We start from the raw sequence: 19,462 nt of genomic DNA, 5'->3' as shown, positions 1-19,462 counted from the left end.
ACAGAACCGAGACGCTTTGGCGGGAGACGGCACTTCGGCGCGACTGATGGACACCGTCTTCCGCCCGGCTTGTCCCTGCGCACCTGACGCGCCCACCCTATCCCACGGTGCCACCACCCCACCGCTATCCACCGCTTGAAAGGCCCCTCCATGCAAGCACTCTCCGCCTTTGAGATCCTCGGCCCCGTTATGGTCGGACCGTCCAGCTCGCACACGGCGGGAGCGCTTCGCTGCGCCCGCGTGGCCGCCTCACTCGTGGAGGGCCCCATCCGGCGCGTGACCTTTACGCTCTTTAACAGCTTTGCCCACACTTACCGCGGTCACGGCACCGACCGCGCGCTCGTGGCGGGCATCCTTGGGCTCGAGACCGACGACGAGCGGATCCGCGATGCGTTCTCGCTCGCCGAGGATGCCGGGCTTGCCGTTGAGTTTGTCATCGGCGGCGACGATGCGCGCGTCCACCCCAACACCGTCGATATCGAGATGGAGAGCGCCGCCGGCGAGACGGTGAGCGTGCGTGGCGAGAGCCTGGGCGGCGGGCGCGTGCGGGTAAGCCGCATCAACGGGGTCGCCGTGGACATCTCCGGCGAGTACGACACGCTCTTTGTGGCACACCGCGACACGCCGGGCGTGCTCGCCGCGCTCACCGTGCTCCTCTCGGAGCGGCGCATCAACATCGCCTTTATGCGCACCTATCGCACCGAGCGCGGCGGCAACGCCTACACGGTCTTTGAACTTGACGAGCTGCCGCCCGCGGACCTGCTCACCGAGCTCCGGGCTCGTGAGAACATCTACACGGCGACCTTTGTGCGCGTGCCCGGTGCGGCACCCGCCTGTGCGGCGACCGAGAGCGAGGAGTTCTTTGACACCGGCGCCGAGCTGCTCGAGCGGTGCCAGACGCTCAACTTAGGGCTCGGCGCCATCATGGCCGTGCGCGAGGCCTCGCTCTCGGGCGAAGCCTGCGCGGTGGCACAGATGCACCGCGTGCTCGAGGTCATGCACGCCGAGACCACCGAGCCCCTCACCACACCGCGCCCCTCGCTCGGAGGGCTCATCGGCGGCGAGGCCAAGCGCGTGGCTGATACCACCGGCCAGCTCGCCGCCTCCCTCATGGGGAGCGTGCAGACCGAGGCCGTGGCCCGAGCGCTCGCCGTGCTCGAGCGCTCCGCGTCGATGGGCGTGATCGTGGCGGCGCCCACTGCGGGCTCGGCCGGCGTGGTGCCCGGGTGCCTCCTCGCTGTTGCACAGGCGCGCGGGCTCGGCGACGCCGAGGTCATGGACGCCCTCTACACCGCTGCGGCCGTGGGCCTCCTCCTCACCACCAACGCCTGCGTGGCCGGAGCCGAGGGCGGCTGCCAAGCCGAGGTCGGCAGCGCCGCCGCCATGGCTGCCGCCGCCCTCACCGAGATGCTCGGGGGCACGCCCGCTCAGGCGCTCGACGCCGCGTCGCTCGCCTTGGGGAATCTCCTCGGGCTCGTCTGCGACCCGGTGGGCGGCCTTGTGGAGGTGCCCTGCCAGACCCGTAACGCCATCGGCGTGGCGGCGGCGTTCTCGTCTGCGCAGCTTGCCCTCGCAGGCGTGGGGAGCCTGCTCCCCTTTGACGAGATGGCCCGCACGATGCTCGAGGTGGGGCACGCCCTCCCCGCAAGCCTGCGCGAAACCGCCCGAGGCGGGATCGCAGCGGCGCCGAGCGCCTGCCGTCGCTGCCCGGGCTGCGCCTAGCTGGAGCCGCCGGCCCGGCCGCCCGGCTTGGCAGCTCATTACCGTTTTGCGAAGGATTCGCACGTCGGCGCTGCGTCTGCACATAACGATATAATCGTGCACGGTGTCCCGGAAGCGCCCGGGGCGCCTCCACCCTCACGCAATACGGAAAGGATGGGTCGCACGATGCCCCGTTCTGATACCCCTTCTACCAGACGCATTCCCCAGGTGCCCGAGATCGGTCCCGCTGGGCGCACGCCGTCCGGCGGTCGCGCGGGCGACCCCGGTGCCACGGTTGCCCGCCCGCGGAGCGCCACCGGTGCCGGCCAGGGTGTCCGGCCTGCTATGCCCGCCCATGCAGGCGCAGGTAACAGGCGCGGCAGTTCCGCATCGCACCGCGGCGCTACCTCCGGCGCGCCCCGGGGCGTATCTCGTGCGACGTCCAACGCGCGCGGCATGCGCACGCAGGGGTGCACGTCCGAGCAGGAACCGCGCCGCAAGCGCCGCGCAGGCAAGCGCGTGCTCATCGCCGTCATCGTCCTTATCATCGCCCTCTACGTGGGCGGCATTGCGGCCTTTACCTTCCTCTTCTATCCCAACACGTCCATCGCTGGCGTTGACGTGTCGCTCCTAACGGCGGCTGCGGCAGAGGAAAAGCTCGATGGCGCAGTTGACGGCTACACCCTTACGGTGGACGATGCGGACCTCGGCTTTAGCTGGACCTTTGAGCCCGAAGGCGGCCGGGACATCTTTAACACCGGCGCGGCCGTGCGTGCACGCCTAGCGCAGAACGAGCCCTGGGCATGGCCGGTGCGGCTCTTCAACTCCCTTACCGACCCGTCGGGCGCAGACGCCACGGTCGATGACGAGCTCTCCGCCGACCCGGACCTCTCGCTTCTAGGAGCGTCCTTTAACCGTACCGATTTTGAAACGAGCCTGGGCGGGGCGGTCGACGCCTTTAACGCCGGACGCTCGGGCACCTTTGATGCCGCAAGCGCCTGGGACGCCGAGGCCGGCGCCTTTACCCCCGAGCAGGTCAACGCCGCGCGTCAGCTCAACCGCGACAACGTGCTCGCTGTCGCCCTCAACGCGCTTGCCGACCTCGAGGAGGACGCCGATCTCTCGAAGCTCTCCCCCGACCAGCTCTACCTGCCGCTCGCCGACGACCTCACCGATGAGCAGATTCAATCCATCTGCGACACCGCCAACGGCTTTCTCGGTACCAACGTTACCTTTAAGCTCGGCGACTCCGACGCCGGCACGCTCGACGCAAGCGTAATCGGGCCGTGGATCACCTTTGACGCCACCACCCAGCCCACGCTCAATGTCGATGCCGTGGCCGCTTGGGCAAGCCAGCTCGCGCAGAACATGAACACCGTGGGCACCGAGCGCACCTACACCCGCCCGGACGGCAAGACCATCACCATCGGTGGCGGCACCTACGGCTGGACGGTGGATGAGGCCGCGCTCGTGCAGGCCGTGCAGGACGCCGTAGCCAACCACCAGACGGGCGATATCGCCGTGCCGACCTCCACGCAGGGCGTGACCTACGCAGGTCCCGGCCAGCCCGACTGGGGCGCCTACGCCGACATGGACATCACCGAGCAGCGTGCGCGCTTTTACGATGCGAGCGGCAACCTCGTGTGGGAGACCGGCGTGGTGACGGGCAAGGACAACGGTCAGGACGACACCCCTACCGGCGTCTACAAGGTCAACAACAAGCTCCGCAACATCACGCTCGTAAGTCAGAACAAGGACCCCGTGACGGGCGAGCCCGATTACGAGAGCCCTGTGGATTACTGGATCGCGTTTAAGGGGTCGTCGTGGGGCTTCCACGATGCGAGCTGGCAGCCAGATTGGGTCTACGACGATCCGAGCGCCTACCACACGCGCGGCAGCCATGGCTGCGTAAACACCCCCTATGATAAGGTTGCCCAGCTCTACGACCTCATCCAGGTGGGCGACGCCGTCATCGTGCACTACTAGGCCCGTCCGGGTCTGGGCCGGCCGCTTGCGCCGACAGTTGAGGGAGGCACCGTGAAGACGAGGATCCTGCTCGTAGAGGACGACCCGACGATCGTCGAGGCGCTCTCCGAGCTCTTGGCGAGCGAGGGCTACGCGGTCGATACCGCCGCCACGCAGGCAGACGCTCTCAATCGCGCCCTCGCAGGCGGTGTACACGCGAGTACCGGAGCGTTGGCGGCGACCACGCCCTACCAGCTGGTGCTCCTCGATGTCACCCTTGCCGAGGGTAACGGCCTCGCCGTCTGCGGTGCCCTCAAGCAGGCCGTGCCCGAGCTCCCTGTGATCTTTCTCACCGCGTCGAGCGACGTGTTCTCCACGGTAACGGGCCTTGAACTGGGAGCGGACGACTACATCGCCAAGCCCTTCCGCCCTCGCGAGCTCTTGGCGCGCATCGCCCTCGCCATCCGCCGTGCCCAGCCTACGCGCCACGTGCTCACGCTGGGACCGCTTACCATCGACACCGACCGGGCTCACGTGGAGCGCGCTGGGCGCGAGATCGCGCTCTCGGCCCTTGAGTACCGGCTGCTCCTCCTCTTTGCCGCCAACGCCGGCAAGCTCGTCACGCGCGATCAGATCCGCGATGCGCTATGGGACGACGCCGGCACCTACATCGAGGAGAACACCCTCACCGTCTATATCAAGCGCCTGCGCGACAAGATCGAGGACGACCCCGCGCACCCCGCGCTCATCACCACGGTGCGTGGGCTTGGCTACAAGGCCATCGGGTAGGCCGTCATGCTCGCCCGCAACCGTGAATTCGCCCGCGCCGTCCTTGTCTGGCTCATCCTGACGGGCCTCGCCGCTACCTGCGCCCTCTGGTGCGGGCGGGTCGATATCGCCCTCGGCATTGCCGTGGGGTCTGCAATTACCGCTCTCCCCTTCCTCTGTCTCACCGTCTGGCGCTACCGGGAGCTGCGCCGTCTTGCAAGCCGACTCGACGCCGTGCTCGCCGGAGAGCGCGAGCTCGCGTTCTCGCAGATGGAGGAAGGCGAGCTTGCCGTGCTTGCCAGCGAGCTCGACAAGATGGTCGCGCGCCTCACACGCACGGCGGAGGACCTCGCCCGCGAACGGCAGTCCCTCGCCGATGCCCTCGCCGACATCTCCCACCAACTCAAGACGCCCCTCACCTCGCTTGCGCTCACCACCGAGCTTGTGCGCAAGGAGCTCACCCGTCGCGGTGACGCGCCCGAGCTCGTGGAGCGCCTGCGGCGCATCGAGGCACTTGAGATGCGCGTGGAGGAGCTCGTCTCGGTGCTGCTGCGCCTCGCGCGGCTCGATGCAGGTGCGCTCGACTTTGCCCAAGCGACCGTGAGCGTAGATGAGCTTGTGGAGCGGGCCGCCTCGCCCCTCGCCATTGCCTACGACCTTGCCGATGTGACGCTTGGTACCGAGCTCGAGCCAGGCGCCTCCTTTACCGGCGACCTTGCATGGACAGCCGAGGCGCTCGGCAACGTCCTCAAGAACTGCCTCGAGCACACGCCGGCGGGCGGGCGCGTTACCGTACGCGCGGTGGAGGATATCCTCGCCTGCCGCATTAGCGTGGAGGACACGGGGCCCGGCATTGCCGAGGAGGACCTGCCCCATATCTTTGAGCGGTTCTACCGGGGCGAACGCGGCGCGGGTGAGAACGGAGCCAGCAGCGAGGTCAATCCCGCAGGCGTGGGCATCGGGCTTTCGCTCGCCCGCGCGCTCGTATCGGCCCAGGGCGGCACCCTCACCGCCGAAAACGCCTGCGACAATGCCGGTCGCGTCACCGGGGCGCGCTTTACCTTCACCTTCTTCAAAGACCTCGCCGTATGACAATGAGGACAGGTTATGTTGTCACGCGACAACATAACCTGTCTCCATTGTCACATGTCGAGAGCATCAGCAACCGCGCTCTGACGATGAACGCCTAATTTCCGGTAGATGCGCTTGCGGTGCGTTGCCACGGTCTGCGGTGAAATGACAAGATACTCTGCAATACGCTTTGCGCTCCAACCTCGCGCAAGCAGAAGCGCCACCTGTGCCTCAGCGCGGGTAAGCGGGGTAGTATCAATAATGCGGTCGACGAGCTCCTCATCCGTAGCACCCGATTGGGCCTCCCGCCCAGCCATGCGAAAAATGGCAGCAAGCGTTGCAAACACGCCAACGAGCATGAATCCAAGACAAAGCAGGGCATGCTGCCCCTGCGTAATCCTCAACAATCCATCTGTTCCCAAGCTTCCGCCAAAGATGCAACCGACCACACAAGGCAAGACGAATTCTTGAGCTAGAGCACCGCTCCGCAGATTCAGGCGACGCATCAAGCCCAGCAGAACGATTGCAAAACCGACGACAAACACCGAAAGGATGCAAGCCGCAAAACTCTTGCAGGAAACGAGCTCTCCGCACAGGAAAATAAAATAGGGTCGACTAGACTCCAACGGATAGCTGAGCAGCTCGACCATACCAAACGCACCAAGAGTAAGCCCTGTCTGAAGATGCAACGGCAACCGACGATTTCCATGCTGCCGCGACGACGCAGCGCAATCCGCGCCGTCAACACCTCGTCCATTTGCTTGGGGCAACGTGATTAATGTAAGCACCGCGGCGATTACGCAGCCGATTGTCAACAGGAATGGAGCGGCATCGGGTTGTACAATGATGGCGAAAACCGCAGCTCCAACACCCGCAGCGCGCCAGCAAATCGATCGCTTCGACCTCTCTGCACCACTCAAGATCCCTAAAATCACAAGCGATATGAGGGCTATCGAGGCCAAAGGTGCGGAACCCCAAAGTTTTCCGGTGCTCAAAAGGACCACAAGCGCCGTGCATAGACCGAGCGCGCCCAAGGTAATGTTGTGTGCCACGCGATTGTTGTCGTCCATCCAAGGCAAGTCGTCGCCCGCCGCTGCGAGTGCCAAGCCAACTCCAACGGCAACAACCGCATACACGCAGGTCCCCGATGGATCGCCCTTGCCAAGGGGCGTCTCCGAAAGAACGCCCCATGTACCGAACAGGGCCATGCCCCCTTCAACGACCCCCATGATGACTGCCCGCGCGCGCCACAGTGCCAGCAAACAGGTACGCGTCGCACGCAGAGTTTCTTTTCGCTCGTCTTTCACGGTTTCCCCTGACGCCGGGTACACCGCCACCATCTCCAACATCCCAGCACGGTCGCTCACGCCAAGCTTACGATAGGCGCGCGTCGCATATGTGCCTGCAGTGGCGCGAGCAATCCCCAATTGGGCAGCAATTCCCTGAAGCGAGACGCCTGCAACCACGCCCCGCATCACCTCGTACTCCCGCCGCGTGAGCCCCGAGCGCTCCGAAAGGTCTGCAAGCGTCGCAAGCTCATGCTGCGCAAACACCCCACCACTCCGTAACGCCAAAACGGAAAGGAAGGCCAGTAGAGCAAGGCATCCACCTGCAAGCACAAGATAACTCAAGAGCACATAGGGCGACTGGCCTAGAAGAAGCTGCGGATATAGCAGCGGCCTTCCCATCGATACCAACCCCGCCAACGCGGGAACCCATGAGACGCTATCTGACCGCCCGTCGCGATCATCAGTCTTCTGCCCAGCACCGTTCACTTCGCAAGAAATCAGAAGGGCGGCGAGAATATCGAGAAGGATGAGATAGTCGATGAAGCGAAGGCTCGTAAGGAGCAAGCTGCACGCTGTCGTCAGAACCGCACAGACAAGCCCGAAACTCGGACGCAGCACCTTAACCTGCCTCACGAGCATCAAGATTACCGCGTCGAGCACCCCGGCGGCACTCAATGCCCAAGCCCTGGTAAGGACTCCAATGGCGCCTTGCAACGTTTGAAGATACGAAGCGCTAACCACATCGTCCCGGTACGCGCACATAGCGAGCATAACAACAAGCAACAAAGTAATTGCGAACCCCTTAAGCAAACCGGGTGCGAGGATGTCGGCACGCTTTTCAAAGGCATCCCCCGTACGATCGGGGGGCAATGCCGCGTGTAAGGTTCCCGCAACTATGCCGATCAGCGCTACGAGCACGGGCGCCGCGAGGCAAAGCACAACTGTTACCGCCGCCAGAAGGACAGCGACAGTGCTACCCCGACTGGAAAGCGAAAGAAGATACCGCGCGCACCGGGTCAACGCTGCGCCCGCGGTACAGGAGAGGCCAATGACCCCAAGATTATGCAAAGGATTAGGCACAGGGGTTAAAGCCGCAACGGCGCAGGCGAGATACGCAACTTCTGCCATGCGAAGCTTCGAATCTGTACTCAAAGTATCAGGCGCACGCCGTCCAATGCCGCGCATCACGACCCCAAGTCCAAACGGTAAGAGGAGCAAGGGCGCAGAGGATACCGCAATCCCCCCAACGTACAGAAGACTAAAACCCGCAATGCTTGCCCCCTCATCGTGCACCACCGAGAACAGGGAGAACACGTGAAGGGTAAGGATAGCGAGCGTTGCGCAATGCGCGACAAACGAAATCAGTAGGGCGATGCGGCGCAGAACGATACGCACGAGAACCCCCATTTCCCCAACTAACCTTGCCGCGTAAGCCTCAGATATGCACGTTCAAGGTCTCCCGGAGCATCTCGACGATAGTCCATCTCGGTAAGCTGCCGGTCTTTTACGAGATATACCCTGTCGCAGATCCGCTGCAGTTCATCCAGCATATGACTCGATATCACTACGGTGCCGCCTCGCCTCGCATAAGCGGCGATGAGCTCTCTTAGGGTAACGACGCCGACGGGGTCTACGCCGTTAAGGGGCTCATCGAGCAACAAAAGCGGCGGATCGCCCATTGTGGCAAGCGCGAAGGCGAGCCGCTTGCGCATACCGAGGGAATAGGCGTGCACCGGCTTACGATCTGCTGGGTTAAGCCCCACCTTACGTAGCAGCGGTGACGCAGTTTCTAAACGCAGCCTGCAATACTGTGCAAACATGGTAAGGTTCTCTAGCCCAGAACGCTCCTCAATAAATGCGGGATTATCAAAGAGCACACCACAGCCGCCCGTCGGTCGATTCCGAAGCGGCCTCTCAAGCACGTGTCCTGTCCCCTCATCGGGTTCGAGAAGGCCGGCGAGCACCATGAGGAGGGTCGTCTTTCCCCTGCCGTTTTCTCCGACAAGCCCAACCACCTCGCCCCGCGAGGCTTGAAATGTCGCATCCTCAAAGATCGCACGATGCCCAAAACGAACGGTCACGCCAGTCAAGTCAACGACGGGCTCACGTGATGTCAAGACCTGTTTTTTAGCTAAGGAGCTAAAGTGTGCCCCACGCGGTGTTTTGGGATGCCCGGGACCTAGGGCCCGACGCGGACCACCCTCAACAGATCGCAGCAACGATGCAAATGACCCACGTTGCTCTCCACGGCTCATGCTGAACCTCCTCCGCCCGCTGTCCATTTTTTGACACGACGAACGTACCGCCCCATCGATACGGAGTATTGAAAATACAAACATAACTGCACATAAGATGACAAGAGACCCGAAGCTGTTAACAGCGTATCCTTGCGCAATCGACTCAAGATATCCCTCTGGATATGGACCGGGATTTACCGAGAGCTCTTGAGCCAGCAAAGCGGGTCCCCCTACGGAGGTTTGCCAAAACCCTGCACCCAAAACGTAACTCGCCAAGCAAAATCGGTCGAGCACCATGCCGACATCAGAGACGCCACCCGGCAACGCACCCGGTCCGCCGCGTATAAGGAAGCTCAACTTGACCCAGATACTAGGTAGCGCCGTAAAGCCCAGAACAACCCCAAGGTCAATGAGCAGCGGAAGGTAGCGCAGACGGTTACTCGGGGCAATCGCCATAAAGAAGAGCGCGATGATGCCGGATAGAGCGCCTTCGCATATCACCAGCATCACCAAAAGCGCCCCATAACTCCACGTAGAGGGAATTAGCGCATAGACGAGCGGACCAGCTCGAAGATACGTGTCGGTGTCCCCTGAATAGGAGAGCCAATCAGGAACCGCACGACACGAGAGTGGTGTGTGAAATGCAAGAGCATCAAATACCGCAAGTGAGACACAGGTCACCGCGCTAAACGCGATGCCGCAGATTACGACGGCAGCGATTTTGCCCGCTGCAATACGCCCAACGTGCTCGCCGCGCGAGACAGCAAACGCAGAAACAGCTCCACCTTGATCGCGTGACACCGTATCCCCCGCAACAACAAGGACACCAAGCGGGAACAGAAGGGTACAGCACCATTCATTGTTGAGCGCGAGATAGAACACATCCCAAACGGTAGACCCCTCCAAAACTCCCCCACGAGCAAGCTGCAGGGTTACCAGATCTTGATAGGCAAGAATTCCGATCCAGACGATTATCGCCGCAGCAAACATAAGGCGCACCGGAGTGAGCATGCGCCGTAGCTCAAAGCACGCACATCGTCGACCAGTAGCCCACATCAAAGTCTCCTCCGAACAATGGCACGGTTGAGATGGACGGATGTGCCGATAAGCAGGACGGCCAGCAAAATCGCTCGCGCAACACCAGCAACAAGGGCAGCAGAGAACTCGGACGCACCCCCATATGAGATTTGAAAAGTGTTGAACGAGGCAAGCCATGTAGCGAGGTGCATGACGATGACTCCGAATCGAGACGGGGTTACCTGCGTGATGATCGGCAAAACCATTTTCGCCAGATACAGCATCGGCGAAATAGCACAAGCGACGGCGAAGCTTCCGAATGCCTGGATGACCGCAAGCGCCGCAAGAGACGACAACATGGGCGGAATAGCCGTGACCGCACTGAGGACGGTACACGAGACCGGCAACGGTCCAGGTGGCAATGGAATGCCCGCTTCGGAGAGAAGGTCGATATAAGTGGGGTCAAAACTGCCTCGACACGTTAAGAAGGCAAGCGCGGCTGAGAGGACCGCGCAGATAAGCCAGAAGAGCAGTGCATGCAAGAGTGTCACGCGCACCAAAGCGCACATGAGACCATGCTCGGGCGCCCCTTGGGAGATGAGCTGCTGTTGCATGCGGGGAGGGAGCTCCCGCCGAACGCGAATAAGCAACGACAGAGGAGCTCCCAACCAGCAAACGAATGAGTTAGACAGTATCTGCGAGGCAACCAGGAGCGGCGGTAAATTCCATCCAAAGATATCGCCCGTATCCGGTGTCCAAGTGTAGAACGACGTAACGATATCGAGGGCATCCCGCACGACGAGCACGATGACTGCCACAACCAGCACTACGGGGACGGGACGCACCATATCGCGAAGCGATGGATTACCAAGAACCGAGCAACCGAGTGATCGCCTCATACCGCACCCCGCGCCTTACGGCATCTCGTAATACCGCCACGTACCACCGATATTCGAAATGGTCCCAGAGGATGCCCGCATGCTCGGCGTAAAGGTAATGGTTCCTCCAAAAGTGTTTCGAATATAAGTTACCGTTTGACCGGAAGCAGTGATGCGTGAAGGGTACTGGAGGTCTCCCGAGCTGTTGCGCGCCGATACCTGAAGAGCATTGCTGGCAGAAACACCAGATGCACGAGTAACTGTGGCCTGGCCATAGCTGCTCGAAGTGAGAGACTTCGTTCCATCCCCCGCCCACGATGTCCCAACACGCCCGATGTTGATGGAGCGGGTTGTCCACTGGGGAGTAATGGCAAAGGGTTCGATGCTGTCGGCATAAGCGGTGCCACCTCCCAGCAACAGCGCCACGCCAGCAGCAACTGCAATCAGCTTAGCTCTTCTTGAGGTCCTCATCATCTCACCATTCTCGTTGCGTCCTCATCCATTACGAGGACAATACGAACCCTACAGTGCACTAAGCTGCAGTATTTGTCTGTCATACAGCGAGGGTATCTTTGGATGTGACGGATGTGTCATGCGGCGGTCACCTAGCGGCAAGGCGCCTTGTCCACTATGGTAGGTGACCTGTCCCCCGCAAGCGAAGGGAACGCCATGAACATCCTTACCGTGGAGCACCTCACCCGCGTCTACGGCTCCGGCCCCACTGCCGTCCGAGCGCTCGATGACGTCTCGTTCAGCGTCGAGGCGGGTGAGTTTATCGCCATCATCGGGAGCTCCGGCTCCGGCAAGTCCACCCTCCTGCACCTCATGGGCGGCGTCGACCGACCCACCTCGGGCACCGTACGGCTCCAGGGACAGGACATCTTCGCCCGCACGGACGAGGAGCTTGCCGTCTTTCGCCGCCGAGAGGTCGGCCTCGTCTACCAGTTCTACAACCTCATCCCCGTGCTCGACGTGGTAGAGAACATGACGCTCCCCGTGCGCATGGACGGCCGAGAGGTCAACGCACGGCGCCTTGAGATGCTCCTCCGCGCGCTCAAACTCACGGGCCGCGAGCACGCCCTCCCCAACCAGCTCTCGGGCGGGCAGCAGCAGCGGGTCGCCATCGGCCGCGCCCTCATGAACGCGCCCGCCGTGGTGCTTGCCGACGAGCCCACGGGCAACCTCGACTCCAAGAACTCGACCGAGATCATGCAGCTTCTGCGCGACTCTAACCGCCAGCTCAAGCAGACGCTCATCGTGATCACCCACGACGAGGATATCGCCCTGCAGGCCGACCGCGTCCTTGCCATCGAGGACGGACGCTTGGTGCGCGACGAGCGCCGCCGCACCGCGCCCCCTCTTGCCCGAAGTGCCGCCGCCCCCAGAGGGGATGAACGGAACACGTCCCCAGCCAACCCCCTTGGGCAGGAGGTGCGGTAAATGAGCGTCTTCTCGCGTTTTGCCCTGCGGTCGCTCGCCAAAAACCGCACGCGCACCATCGTATCGGTCATCGGCATCGCGCTCTCCTGCGCGCTCATCACCGCAGTGCTCACGAGCGTGGTGAGCATCCAGACCCTCCTTGCCGAACGCACCGCCGCAGACGAGGGCACCTGGCAGGTGGAAGCCGCCGGGCTCAGCGAGCAGGGGCTCTCGTTTATCGAGGACGACGACCGCATCGCCGACCATCTTGAGGTCGCCGAGCTGGGCACCATCGACCTCGGGAGCGAGAACGCTGCCGACTACGGCAACTGGCTCTTTGCCAAGACGTGGCCCGCCGACGACCCGGACCACCTCGTCGCCCTGCCCAAGATCGAGTCCGGCCGCGCGCCCGAGGCGCCCGGCGAGGTCATCCTCCCCCACTACCTCGACGGCGTCGAGCTCGCGCCCTGCGGTCTTACCAGCACGGGCCCCATCAGCGTGGGCAGCACCCTCACCGCGGAGCTCGGCACGCGCACGGTGCGCTTTGTCGATTCCGACACGGGTGAAGAGCAAACCGTCACCGGCACCTCCGACATCGGCTCCTATTATGATGACGAGACCACCGAGAACTCCTTTACGCCCGACCTCGGCACGCGCGCCTATACCGTCGTTGGCTTCTACCGCTCCTACGGCTTCTCCGCCACGCGCGCGCTCGGCGGCAACTGCCTCTACACCTACGACGACGGCACGGCTGCGGCAGCCGCCCTTGTGGACGACGCGCCGGCAACGACCGTCTCCTCGCTCTTCTCGCTCAAGCGCGCCGCCGACGTCGACGCCGTTACCGCCGAGCTCACCGAGACTGACGACCTTGCCCAAGGCGGCGTGGTGACACACAACACGCTCCTGCGCTGGCAGGGCGTCACCGGCTCGGCCGACATCTGGGACACCCTCTACGGCATCGCCGCCATCCTTGCCGCGGTCATCCTCGTCGCGGGCATCTCGCTCGTCTACAACGCTTTTGCCATCTCGGTGGCCGAGCGCACGCGGCAGTTCGGGCTCCTCTCGTCCCTCGGCGCGAGCCGCCGGCAGCTCCGCCGCACTGTCCTCACCGAGTCGCTCGTACTCGGCGCCATCGGCATCCCCCTCGGCATCGCGCTCGGACTCCTCGGCTGCCTCGTTGTCTTTACCTGCACCGGTGAGGGCCTTGCCGCGATGTTTGACGTCAACACCTATGGCGTGGAGGTGCGCGTGGTGGTGGACCCTGTGGCCATCGCCCTCTCGGCGGCCCTCGCCCTGGCGACGCTCCTCGTAAGCGCCTGGCTCCCTGCCCGCCGCGCGAGCCGCGTCTCGGCCGTGGACGCCATCCGCCAAACGCAGGACGTGCGCCTCACCGGGCGTGCTCGCCGCAAGCTCACCCGTACCGCCCGCCGCGCCAAAGTCGAGACACCCGACGAGCTCGCCGCCCGCCCGCGCGGTCTTTCCGCCCGGCTCTTTGGCGTGCCCGGCTTTGTCGCCCACCGCAACCTCTCGCGGAGCACCTCCAAGGGCCGCGTGACGGTCTCCGCCCTTGCCATCTCGGTCGCGCTCCTCATCATCTCGGGGAGCATCGCCAACGTCCTTGGCTACGCAAGCTCCACCGCGCTTAACACGGTGGAGAGCGTCGACCTCTCGGTGCGGATCGACGCTACGGCATCGGCCGGTACAGACGGGGCGCTCCTGCGCGAGGACGGCACCTACGACAACGCGGGCATCGCCCGAGCACTCGAGCGCTTGGCCGGCGACACAGCCGATATCGAGGGCGCGCGCCAGGTTGGCTACGGCATGACCTACATCGCCGACGCCCTTATCCCCGCCAACATGGTCAGCGCGAGCGGCTCGGCGCAATTCTTTGGCACCATGCTCCAAGACGGCGGCTGGTCGGGTCCCGTCTACGTGGAGTACCTCGACGATGCCCTGTGGCGCTCCTACGTGGAGGAGCAGGGTCTCTCGGCCAAGGAGTTCTGTGACCTGGCCGCACCGCGCGCCATCGCCCTCAACCGCTACGACGTCAACGACGCGGGCATCTACTCGAGCTACTCGCCCATCTCGGCCACCGGCCAGATCGAGAGCCTGTCGTTCGCAAACCTGGACGGCTTCTATGCGGGCGGCGTGGTCTCCGACGAGAACGGCGAGCGCGCCGTGTGGTACAACGCACCCGACGGATCGGAGCAGTTTGTCCCGCTCGGTCAAGCGATCGCCACCTCCGACTCCATCGAGGTGGGCGCCCTTGCCGACGCCGCGCCCACAGGCCTCGTCGCGCACGGACGCGCGCTCACGCTCATCCTGCCCCTCTCGGCCATCGACCTCACCCGCACCATGGGCTTTGGCAACGCATGGATGAACTTTGACTGCGCCGGCTCCGGCGACGCGGCGTCACGCGCCGAGGACGCCATCTCCACCATTGCCGAGGGCTACCCCGAGCTCGACTGCGCCTATACCAACTACGCCGCCGCCAAGATGCAGACGCGGATGATGGCCGACACGGTGCAGACTTTTATCTACTGCTTTACCGTCATCTGCGGGCTCATCGCCGTGACGAACGTCTTTAACACCCTCACCAACTCGCTCATCCTGCGCCGCCGCGAGTTTGCGGTGCTCAAGTCCATCGGCATGGGCAACCGCGCCTTTAGGCGGATGATCGCCTACGAGTGTACGAGCTATGCGCTGCGCGGTTTTGCCATCGGCCTTGCGCTGGGGCTTGGGGTCACAGCGCTCCTCGCCAACACCATGAGCCAGTCCTTTGCGACCTACGCGCTCACCGTGCCGTGGCGGGAGATCCTGATCGCCGGCATCGTGGTGGTGGCGATCATCATCGTGAGCTGCATCTATGCGCTCACCAAGAGCAAGAGCGCGAGCATCGTGGAGTCGCTGCGCACCGACGCGCTGTAGGGGCGCAGCAACGTCGCAATCAGCAGGCGCACCGCAAAACCGGGCCCGGCCTGAACAATCAGACCGGGCCCGGCTGTTCTGTAGTGCGGTAATCGCACAGCACGCCCAAGTTGCACTGCGGAATGTCAAACGAGGCGCCCATGCAGCAGCCTCGTTTGACAAGACGCCGTGGAATACAGGTCGACCCAAGCGTTATGTAGCAGAATGTCAAACAAGGCGTTCGGACGACAGCTCCTTTTGACAAGATGCAGCGAAACGCAGACCAACTCAGGCGCTGCACCGCAAAACATCAAACGAGAAACGTAAGCTGCGCTCCCCTTAGACAGACTGCAGCGGAATGCGGGCCAGCGCGAGCGTTACGCTACAGAGTAGCCGGACAGTCCAGCTAAACCCCAAGATACGCCGCTCGCCGCTGCCACTTAAAGGGCCTCGCGCGGCGCTCCGTACCGACCGCGCGTGAGGCGCGCGATGGCAGCGATCAGCGGCAGGTGCAGGTTGTAGAGGTTGCAGAGACGCCCCACGGCGAGCGCCGAGACGATGGTGCCAAGCCCCAGGCCGTTGAGCCGCCCAAAAAAGAGAAACGAAAGCACCACAGCAATGGCAACGAGCGTCACGTCAAAGGCGACCTTGCAGGTGCCAAAGGGCTTCTCCGTCACGCCCGAAATCGTGCGCACCAGCCCTTCACCGGGCACGACGAGAACGTTCGGGGCGACCTCGATAGCAATGCCAAGCGCAAGAATCGCGCAACCCGCAACGAGCGAGACGAGCTGCAAAGGCAGTGTGGTGGGGTTGAGCCAACCGAGGAAGCCCATGCTCACGTCGATGAGCGCGCTGAAGACCACGTTCACCGCAAGCTGCAGTAGCTGGATGGGCTTAAAGTCACGCCGCAGCATCGCCACCTGCATGAGCACGTAGAGGGTGTTGAGAACAAAGGTGAACTCACCGAGCGTGGGCGAAAAGGCGAGGTCGAGCACGTAGGGAACGCTTGAGACCGGAGAGGTTCCGAGCGCCGCCTTGGTGATAAAGGCCACGCCAAACGAGTTGATGGCCACACCCAGGATAAACCAGAGATAGCGCTGCAGCAGGTTGGCATGAGCGTCTTGCACGGCGCGCTCGCGACCGATGCGACTGATGAGGTCAGCCGCCTCCCGCGAACGCAAGGTACCCGGCGCAATGTCCCCAAGATGCTCCGCCAGCGACATGTCTTCTTCTACGGTAAGGTCCACCTGCATCTATCTCCCCTTCTCCTCGGCGCCCTCAAAATGGCGAATCACGCGGGCAAGGAGCGATGAGAGCTCCGCTCGCTCCTCGTGCGTGAGGTTGCCCCAAGCGATGTCATCCACCTCGTCGCGGTACCTGAGCACCTTCTCGGCCGCGTCGCGCCCTGACTGTGTGAGGCGAATCTCCACCTCGCGACGGTCTCCCGGGCGAGCCCGTCGCTCGAGAAGCCCTTCCTCCTCCATGCGGGTTACTACACTCGTGACCGTGGACTTGTCCATGACGCAAGCGCGTGCAATGTCGCGCTGTGAGCACCCTTCATGAAAGACAACGTACTCGAGCACTTTAGGCTGCCCCGGCTTGAGACCGGCGGCTCGGCTGCGCGAGAGCATCGCGCGGTTGGAGTGCGAAAAGGCGACCAAGAGCTGATGATGGATGGGCTGGGGATCCCCCATGGTCATCTCCCCTGATGTGTTAACCGTTGGAATACAAACAGTTGGTATTCAAAGTTGTACGACCGTTTGCCGAGAGTGTCAAGCCTTCGGCCGAATAGTTAGTGCGGGACTGGATTACCTAAAGAACAGCAACCGATCCCGACCTGAAGATTCAGACCGGGCCCAGCCGCCCTGCAAAGTGATGGCCGTGCGCGTACCCGGATTGCATCGCAGGGCGTCAAGCGGGACGCCCGCGCGACACATTCTTTTGCCAGGATGCAGCGGAATTCAGACCTGCTTGAGCGTAATACCGCAGAACGTCAAACCAGGCGCCCAATCAGCGGATTCATGTAACGGGCTGCGGCGGAACAAAGACCGACCAGAACGTTATGCCGCAGAACGTCAAACGGGGAATCCACCCGACGGCTTCTTTTGACGATCCGCAACGGAATGCAGGCTGGGCCGAATGTTGTACTGCAATACGTCAAACGGGGAACCTGGGCGTCATCATATTTTGACAAGCTGTAGCGGAACGCAGAACGGCGACAGCGTTATCCTGCAGAATGTCAAACGAGATGCCCTAGCAGCGACTTCCTTTGACAAGCCGCAAGGGAACGCAGGCCGAACCGAACGTTGTTACGCAGAACGTCAAACCAGATGGAGGAGAGGCCCCTTCGTTTGACCATCTGCGGGGCAACCGGGATGTAGGTGCGCCGCGGCGCCACGTCCCCCTTACTGCTTGGGCTTGCGCGGCGCCCGCGGGATCACGGTGATGCCCTCCGAGGTCCGGCGCACCACGGCGCGCGGCGCCTTCTTGCGCTTGGCCTTGGGCTTGCCCGCGGGCGAGGGCTGAGCCGCCGAGACAGTCTTTGCAGCACGCGGCTCCGGCGCTGCAGCAGTGCCCGCCTGCGACGCAGAGACGGCGTGCTCGGTCGGGGCCTCGGCCTCTTGAGTCAGCGCAGCCGCAGGTGCCTCAACGACTCCGGCATGGAGCTCACGACGCTCGGCCGCATGCCGCGAGCTTCCGGAGCGTCGCTGGGCCGTAATCGGCATAAACCGCCCGGAGAACCGCACCCAGCGCTCGTGGATCGTCGCGCGGTGAGCGCTCTTGAGGCCGAGCATGGGGGCGGCGATGATGGTCGGGGCGATAAAGGTGATGAGGCGCCAGAGCAGATAACCCGCCGTTGCCGCAGAGCCATAGAAGTGCCCCAGGAAGAGCGCAAAGCCGCCCTCGGCGCCGCCCGTGCCACCGGGGAGCGGCACGGCCGAGGAGAGCAGCTGCACAAACGCGGAGGCTGCCATCACCGAGAAGAAGTCGACATCGTGGTGGCCAAACGACAGCATGAGGAAGTACGGCACGAGGTAGAAGAAAGCGAGCTGGATCATCGTGATGACGACCGTGAGTGCCATCGACGAGCGATGCGCGGCTGACACCTTGAACTTCTCGGAGAACGAGTAGACCTCGGTATCGAGGAAGGTCCGCCACTCCTCGATCTTGTGCGTGGCAACGCCCATGCGCGCAAGAACCGAGAGCACCAGCCGCCCGACCTTGATGACCGTCCCGGGCATGAGGCACACGGCAAAGATTGCGAGCAGCAGCAAGAAGTGCCCGCCAAAGCTAAAGACGCACAGCAAGGTGATGTCGCCGTACTTCTCGGCAAAGAACGGCATGCGCGCAAGCAGCAGGATGGCGCCCCAAGCCACGAGGCCAAACTGGTAGACGATAAAACGCGTAAACTGCGTTGCCGCCGCCTCGCCCGCATTCATGCCGCACTTAGTGAGGCGGTAGATCTGCGCAGGCGACGAACCGACCATCATGGGCGTGAGGTTGCCAAAGAAGATACCGCTCATCTCGACCGAGATGAGGTCACGCACGCCCACCGGCGAATTGGGATCGAGCCACACAGCGATGGCGTAGGCCGCCACACCAAACAGCATGTAGAGCCCCATGCAGACGCAGGCCACCACGAGCCAGGGAATCTGTACGTTCTGCATGGCCGACCAAAACTGGGCGACCTGCCCGGTAACCACCAAAAAGATGATGTAGCAGATGAGGACGAAGCCGATAAAGATCGCACCACGGCGCGCGCCCTTGTGGTCATCTCCGCCCGCGGGGGCCGCATCGACCGTTCCCTTGGGCGTAGTGTGCTTGATTGGATCCGACATGGCGCTCCCCTAGCAGCAACCGGGCGTCCCCGGCCATCCGTACAATCCGTATCTTTGTAGTGTACCGTATGGCCCGCGCGCACCCTGAACCATTTGGCCAGCGGCAGAAAACTCCAGAGCGCTGCGCGCGACCCCGTGCCAGAGCGCCTTCACGGGATACCCATAAGTTCTAAAAACTTGGCAATAGGGTCTTGCGCGGTTGAGCGGCTTCCCGTAATATACCTACTCGCACAAGGGCTAAGCCCACGTGTGACATGGCCCGTTCGTCTAGCGGTTTAGGACGCCGCCCTCTCAAGGCGGAGATCACCAGTTCGAATCTGGTACGGGCTACCATCGAGTTTTACGGACCCTTCGGGGTCCGTTTTCGTTTG

Annotated in this window: 13 protein-coding genes and 1 tRNA gene; 7 read left to right on the top strand and 7 right to left on the bottom strand. The window is 63.0% G+C overall.

Annotated elements, in window-relative coordinates; all coding sequences use genetic code 11:
• Positions 1 to 150 precede the first annotated feature (150 nt).
• From sdaAA to B5G20_RS03980, 4 genes are all read left to right on the top strand, one after another.
• A complete protein-coding gene (sdaAA, locus tag B5G20_RS03995) occupies positions 151 to 1,722 on the top strand; it encodes an L-serine ammonia-lyase, iron-sulfur-dependent, subunit alpha (RefSeq protein WP_087355301.1) in 1,572 nt (523 codons plus the stop codon).
• Positions 1,723 to 2,157: 435 nt separating this feature from the next.
• Positions 2,158 to 3,687: a L,D-transpeptidase family protein gene (locus tag B5G20_RS03990; RefSeq protein ID WP_158094390.1), complete on the top strand. Its 1,530-nt coding sequence runs from the start codon at positions 2,158 to 2,160 to the stop codon at positions 3,685 to 3,687.
• A 51-nt stretch (positions 3,688 to 3,738) separates the two neighbouring features.
• On the top strand, positions 3,739 to 4,455 hold the full coding sequence (locus tag B5G20_RS03985) for a response regulator transcription factor (protein ID WP_087355297.1): 717 nt from the start codon (positions 3,739 to 3,741) through the stop codon (positions 4,453 to 4,455).
• Positions 4,456 to 4,461: 6 nt separating this feature from the next.
• A complete protein-coding gene (locus B5G20_RS03980; RefSeq protein WP_087355295.1) occupies positions 4,462 to 5,526 on the top strand; it encodes a HAMP domain-containing sensor histidine kinase in 1,065 nt (354 codons plus the stop codon).
• Between the two features lie 50 nt (positions 5,527 to 5,576).
• Here the strand turns inward: B5G20_RS03980 and B5G20_RS03975 are convergent, their stop codons facing one another.
• The 4 genes from B5G20_RS03975 to B5G20_RS10140 all read right to left on the bottom strand — a co-directional run bounded on the left by B5G20_RS03975 (position 5,577) and on the right by B5G20_RS10140 (position 11,400).
• The gene (locus B5G20_RS03975; RefSeq protein ID WP_087355293.1) at positions 5,577 to 8,201 is read right to left on the bottom strand and encodes a helix-turn-helix transcriptional regulator; all 2,625 of its coding nucleotides are present in this window, start codon (positions 8,199 to 8,201) and stop codon (positions 5,577 to 5,579) included.
• 8 nt (positions 8,202 to 8,209) lie between these two features.
• Positions 8,210 to 10,042 carry an ABC transporter ATP-binding protein gene (locus B5G20_RS03970; protein ID WP_158094389.1) on the bottom strand — a complete coding sequence of 611 codons (1,833 nt, stop codon included), beginning with the start codon at positions 10,040 to 10,042 and terminating at the stop codon, positions 8,210 to 8,212.
• A gap of 44 nt (positions 10,043 to 10,086) precedes the next feature.
• Positions 10,087 to 10,662 (bottom strand): hypothetical protein, encoded by a 576-nt coding sequence (locus B5G20_RS10325; RefSeq protein WP_158094388.1) that lies wholly within the window; start codon positions 10,660 to 10,662, stop codon positions 10,087 to 10,089.
• A 300-nt stretch (positions 10,663 to 10,962) separates the two neighbouring features.
• A complete protein-coding gene (locus tag B5G20_RS10140) occupies positions 10,963 to 11,400 on the bottom strand; it encodes a hypothetical protein (protein WP_143750214.1) in 438 nt (145 codons plus the stop codon).
• A 195-nt stretch (positions 11,401 to 11,595) separates the two neighbouring features.
• Between B5G20_RS10140 and B5G20_RS03965 the strand changes: the two genes are divergently transcribed.
• The gene (locus B5G20_RS03965; protein ID WP_239286866.1) at positions 11,596 to 12,366 is read left to right on the top strand and encodes an ABC transporter ATP-binding protein; all 771 of its coding nucleotides are present in this window, start codon (positions 11,596 to 11,598) and stop codon (positions 12,364 to 12,366) included.
• Positions 12,367 to 15,273 (top strand): ABC transporter permease, encoded by a 2,907-nt coding sequence (locus B5G20_RS03960; protein WP_087355289.1) that lies wholly within the window; start codon positions 12,367 to 12,369, stop codon positions 15,271 to 15,273.
• Positions 15,274 to 15,692: 419 nt separating this feature from the next.
• Here the strand turns inward: B5G20_RS03960 and B5G20_RS03955 are convergent, their stop codons facing one another.
• The 3 genes from B5G20_RS03955 to B5G20_RS03945 form a co-directional block, all read right to left on the bottom strand.
• Positions 15,693 to 16,505, bottom strand: coding sequence for a DUF6198 family protein (locus B5G20_RS03955; protein WP_204207644.1), 813 nt, complete (start codon positions 16,503 to 16,505; stop codon positions 15,693 to 15,695).
• Positions 16,506 to 16,946: a MarR family transcriptional regulator gene (locus B5G20_RS03950; protein ID WP_239286865.1), complete on the bottom strand. Its 441-nt coding sequence runs from the start codon at positions 16,944 to 16,946 to the stop codon at positions 16,506 to 16,508.
• A gap of 711 nt (positions 16,947 to 17,657) precedes the next feature.
• Positions 17,658 to 19,091, bottom strand: a complete 1,434-nt coding sequence (locus B5G20_RS03945) for a lysylphosphatidylglycerol synthase transmembrane domain-containing protein (RefSeq protein ID WP_087355285.1) — start codon at positions 19,089 to 19,091, stop codon at positions 17,658 to 17,660.
• Between the two features lie 256 nt (positions 19,092 to 19,347).
• Here B5G20_RS03945 and B5G20_RS03940 point away from each other — a divergent pair.
• Positions 19,348 to 19,424 (top strand) — tRNA-Glu (locus B5G20_RS03940).
• Positions 19,425 to 19,462 lie beyond the last annotated feature (38 nt).

Origin of the sequence: Collinsella sp. An7, from assembly GCF_002159335.1 — a bacterium.
In the GTDB taxonomy this organism is placed as follows: domain Bacteria; phylum Actinomycetota; class Coriobacteriia; order Coriobacteriales; family Coriobacteriaceae; genus Coprousia.
This window is presented reverse-complemented; position numbering and strand designations above follow the sequence as displayed.

What these genes read in the sequence shown, in the direction of transcription:
- sdaAA (WP_087355301.1), top strand. Translation starts at nt 151, where the DNA reads ATGCAAGCACTCTCCGCCTTTGAGATCCTCGGCCCCGTTATGGTCGGA.
- B5G20_RS03990 (WP_158094390.1), top strand. Translation starts at nt 2,158, where the DNA reads ATGCGCACGCAGGGGTGCACGTCCGAGCAGGAACCGCGCCGCAAGCGC.
- B5G20_RS03980 (WP_087355295.1), top strand. Translation starts at nt 4,462, where the DNA reads ATGCTCGCCCGCAACCGTGAATTCGCCCGCGCCGTCCTTGTCTGGCTC.
- B5G20_RS03975 (WP_087355293.1), bottom strand. Translation starts at nt 8,201, where the DNA reads ATGGGGGTTCTCGTGCGTATCGTTCTGCGCCGCATCGCCCTACTGATT.
- B5G20_RS03970 (WP_158094389.1), bottom strand. Translation starts at nt 10,042, where the DNA reads ATGCTCACTCCGGTGCGCCTTATGTTTGCTGCGGCGATAATCGTCTGG.
- B5G20_RS10325 (WP_158094388.1), bottom strand. Translation starts at nt 10,662, where the DNA reads ATGCAACAGCAGCTCATCTCCCAAGGGGCGCCCGAGCATGGTCTCATG.
- B5G20_RS10140 (WP_143750214.1), bottom strand. Translation starts at nt 11,400, where the DNA reads ATGATGAGGACCTCAAGAAGAGCTAAGCTGATTGCAGTTGCTGCTGGC.
- B5G20_RS03965 (WP_239286866.1), top strand. Translation starts at nt 11,596, where the DNA reads ATGAACATCCTTACCGTGGAGCACCTCACCCGCGTCTACGGCTCCGGC.
- B5G20_RS03960 (WP_087355289.1), top strand. Translation starts at nt 12,367, where the DNA reads ATGAGCGTCTTCTCGCGTTTTGCCCTGCGGTCGCTCGCCAAAAACCGC.
- B5G20_RS03955 (WP_204207644.1), bottom strand. Translation starts at nt 16,505, where the DNA reads ATGCAGGTGGACCTTACCGTAGAAGAAGACATGTCGCTGGCGGAGCAT.
- B5G20_RS03950 (WP_239286865.1), bottom strand. Translation starts at nt 16,946, where the DNA reads ATGGGGGATCCCCAGCCCATCCATCATCAGCTCTTGGTCGCCTTTTCG.
- B5G20_RS03945 (WP_087355285.1), bottom strand. Translation starts at nt 19,091, where the DNA reads ATGTCGGATCCAATCAAGCACACTACGCCCAAGGGAACGGTCGATGCG.